Source organism: Streptomyces sp. W16 (assembly GCF_033194735.1).
Taxonomy (GTDB): Bacteria; Actinomycetota; Actinomycetes; order Streptomycetales; family Streptomycetaceae; genus Streptomyces.
On record NZ_JAWOAI010000754.1, the window covers coordinates 1 to 3,640 of the forward strand.

4 protein-coding genes are annotated in these 3,640 nt (G+C 71.5%); 1 reads left to right on the forward strand and 3 read right to left on the reverse strand.

All coding sequences use genetic code 11. From position 1 onward, the window contains the following. Positions 1-1,354 (forward strand): GTPase-associated protein 1-related protein (locus R6V09_RS48595; RefSeq protein ID WP_317887845.1); only part of this gene is annotated, 1,354 nt, incomplete at its 5' end. Positions 1,355-1,571: 217 nt separating this feature from the next. Here R6V09_RS48595 and R6V09_RS48600 read toward each other — a convergent pair. The 3 genes from R6V09_RS48600 to R6V09_RS48610 form a co-directional block, all read right to left on the reverse strand. Then, on the reverse strand, positions 1,572-2,189 hold the full coding sequence (locus R6V09_RS48600) for a mycothiol-dependent nitroreductase Rv2466c family protein (RefSeq protein WP_317887846.1): 618 nt from the start codon (positions 2,187-2,189) through the stop codon (positions 1,572-1,574). 55 nt (positions 2,190-2,244) lie between these two features. Continuing rightward, positions 2,245-2,877: a TIGR03086 family metal-binding protein gene (locus R6V09_RS48605; RefSeq protein WP_317887847.1), complete on the reverse strand. Its 633-nt coding sequence runs from the start codon at positions 2,875-2,877 to the stop codon at positions 2,245-2,247. A 25-nt stretch (positions 2,878-2,902) separates the two neighbouring features. Next, on the reverse strand, positions 2,903-3,640 hold a 738-nt coding region (locus R6V09_RS48610), incomplete at its 5' end, for a ketopantoate reductase family protein (RefSeq protein ID WP_317887848.1).

Below are 3,640 nucleotides of genomic sequence, written 5' to 3' on the forward strand. Positions count from 1 at the left end.
GCTGCGCGCCGGGTCCCTCACCACACGGGCCCACGACGACCTGGCCCGCGATCTCGCACCCGCACTCCGGGCCGGTATCGCGGACACGGCCGAGCCGGCCGCCGGACGACCCCTCGCACTGCTGCGCGCCGCCGACCTCCTCGACGTCGACTGCCAGGACCAACTGCCGGAGCTGGCCGAGCGGTTGGGACGGGAGTTGGTCAGCGCGTCGGCCGCGTCCCCGTCGGGCGGCGACACGAAGCCGTCACCCGAGCCCACCGAAACCGATCAGCGCGTCGAACCTCCCGCCGGAACCTGCCCGCCCGCTCTCCTCGACGCGGTGCACACCCACCCCGGTCTGCGGGTGGCGCTCTTCGGCTCGCTCAACACGCTCGCCGCAGCCGAACCGACGTCGGTGGCACGGGTGTTGAAGGGTTCGGGGCTTCCGCTCGACCTCCAGCAGTCGGGCTTCCCGCATCTGCGGATGTGTGCCGGGCCCGCTGTCGCACCCGCGGAGTCGGACGACCGACTCGACCGGTTCCACGGTCTGCTCCGCACGGCCGGAGTCTCGCCGCACGCCGATCCGACCGTGCTGCGCACAGCCCTCCGCCTCACCTGGCCCGGAGGCGAACTGCCGACCGGCCAGGAGGCGAGCGTGCTGCTGAAGGAGCTGGGTTCCGACTCCCACCGTGCCGCCGGTACCCGGGAGTTGCTGATCGAGACGGCTCTCGCCGCTTCCCCGGACGACCGTGACATACCGGCACTCGCCACCGATCTGCTCCGCTGCTTCAGCACGGAACTGGGCACAGGTCGGCGTACGGCCCTGCTCCTTCTTGAGTTCACCGGGATGCTGGGCACCGGGAGCGAGGGCGAGGAGTGGGTCGGCCGGGTGCTGGACCTGACGACCGGTGCCGCCGCCGATCCGGTGCCGGACACCGTCGCCGAGCGCGCCTACCAGGCCCTCGCACAGCGGCTCCTGGAAGGGGCGGCACCGGCCAACGAGCTGTACGCGCTGGCCCGTTCGGGCGAGCCGCGCCTGCTCGCGGCCTACGAGCGGGAGGGTCACTCGGAGCGGGTGGGCGAGCGGCTGCGGACCAGGCCGGCGTACGCCGCCGACCGGTTCTGCGACTGGAGCGCGTTCCCGGGGACTCATCCCGGCTGGGACGAGACTCGTACGGCACTGCTGGCCAAGGTGCTGCGGCCGGTCGTGCGGGCACTGTCCGTCGCGGAGCAGGGCGAGGTCGAGACGGCGCTCGACCGCACGGGCCGCGGCAAACTCGACGCGTTCCGCGCCTGGAACCGCCCCGGCGCACTGGGTCGCCTCGCGGGACGGCTCTCGGGGCGGGGGCGGCGCGCCGAACATCCCGGCGCATGACCGACGCGAGAATCCGGCCCTTCCCGGTATCGGGGATCTGACCGCTCGCGAAATATGGAAGGGCCGCCCGAAGTCCGGCACTCCCCGGTGATGTCGGACCCCGGACGGCCCGTCCGCAGCACGGCCCCCGCCGGCGTGAGCCTTGTCGCGGGGGTCGCTCTCTGTACTGCGCCGCTCGCCGCGTTTATGTCACTGCGCGACTTCAACTGGCCCCGGTTCACTCGAAGGACAGTCCCCCGGTACGCGTCCGCTTCAGCTCGAACAGGTCGGGATGCGTGGCCAACACCCGGAAACTGTCGAAGAGTTCGGCCGCCTTCGCACCGCGCGGAATCGCCCGCAGCACCGGGCCGAACCACACCGTGCCGTCGACGTGCAGGGTCGGCGTCCCCACATATCCGCCCGACTCCTCCTCGACGCCCGCCTCGTGACTGCGGCGCACGGCGTCGTCGTACGACGGATCGTGGGCGGCGTCGGCGAGTGCTGCGGGGAGGCCGAGTTCGGCGAGGGATTCGGCGATCACGGCGTCGAAGTCGTCGTAGCGCCGCTCGTGGATGCGGCTGCCGAAGGCCGTGTACAGGTCGCGCAGCACCTTGTCGCCGTGCTGTTCGGCGGCGGCCACGGCGACACGTACCGGGCCGATCGACTTGTCGACCAACTCCCGGTACCAGTCGGGGAGTTCGTTGCCGATGTTGTGGAGGTAGAGACTCATCGCACGGAAGCGGAGGTCGAGCGGGCGCTCGCGCTCGACCTCCAGCAGCCAGCGGGAGGTGATCCAGGCGAAGGGGCAGGCGGGGTCGAAGTAGAAGTCGACGCGGACGGCGGTGTCAGTGCTCATACACGGAACGCTAACCGCCAATTGGGCTGGATGCTCGACCCAATCGCCCGGTCTCTCAGTGGTCCACTTTGCTCATGGCCTGTTGCCGGGGGTCCCGTCCGCTGGACGCGAGGGCCCGCTCGAAGACGGGGGCGTCGTCCGGTACCGGCACCGGGTCGGCGAAGCCGTCGTACTGGCGGTAGAGCGCGCCGTGCTTCTCGACCACGTCGAGGACGAGGCGGGCGGCGCCGTCCGAGACGCGGTACTCCTGGCCGGTGGCCGTGGCGACGTCCCAGCCGTGCACCGCCAGCTCCTTGATGATCATCGAGGCGAGTTCACCGGCGGGCATCTTCGCCATGCCGAGGTCGACCTCGCCCTCCCACACCGCCGGGTCGGCCCAGGCGGCGACGGCCCGGTCCAGCTGGGCGGCGTAAGCCTCCGCCCAGTCCGGGCCGGCGGTGAAGTCGCGGGCGGTCAGTTCCTCGGAGAGCTGCTTGCGCAGGGCGCGGTGCTCCATGCCGTGCGAGGTGTAGAGGACCCAGTGGTTGACCATCGCGCGGACATCCCAGTCGGGACAGTGCGTCGGGTCGTCGAGCTGTGTCGCACTGACACCGCGCGCGACACGGGCGGCCTCGGCGGCGCATTCGATCATGTACGGGTGCAGGTCGTGGTGGTTCGTCCGGTCCGGGTGCAGGTCGTGGTTGCTCATGTCCTCCACGCTAGAGAGGACGCGGTCAGGACTCTTGAACAAACGCGACAGCCTCGTCGGCGAGGCGGACCAGCTCGTCGAACGGCAGCGAACCGGCCGCCCTGTGCTCGCGCGCGAAGCCGTTCGCGAGCCGTTGCAGCAGGTCGTTGAGCGGTGTCGGTACGCCGTGCAGCCGCCCCAGCAGTGCGATCTCGCCGTTGAGGTAGTCGGCCTCGATGGTGCCGGTGCCCCGGTTCAGCGACTGCCAGGAGGAACCGCCGCCGCGCGGGGCGCCGTCGATCTCCACCAGCCGGATCCTGTCACCGCGCGCCTCCTTCTCCTCCTCGGCGCTCGCGTACGCGATACCGGCCGCGTCGAGCACGGCCGCGCCCTCGGCCCGTACCCGCCGGTAGAGCGCCAGGCCCGCTTCGCCGTCGGGCAGCACGGTGACCGCCTCGATCGCGTTGACGAGGTTGCCGAGGAGCTTGGCGTACTGCCAGCGCGTCACATCGGGCACGACCGGCGCCTCGAACCTCGATTTCGCCAGGTCGGCCGCGATCAGCCGGGCGGTCTCGTCCGTGCCGTGCGGATAGCGGCCGAGGTGCAGGATGCCGGTGAGGGGAGTGCCTTCGGCGGAGACGACGCCCGGTTCGACGAAGGTCGCGGGCAGCCAGACGCAGACGCCGTACACCTGCCGGAAGCGGCGCAGCGCCAGGCGTTGGCTCTCCACCCCGTTCTGCGCGCAGACGACGGGCAGCCGCTCGGCGGCCGTACCGCCGCCGGC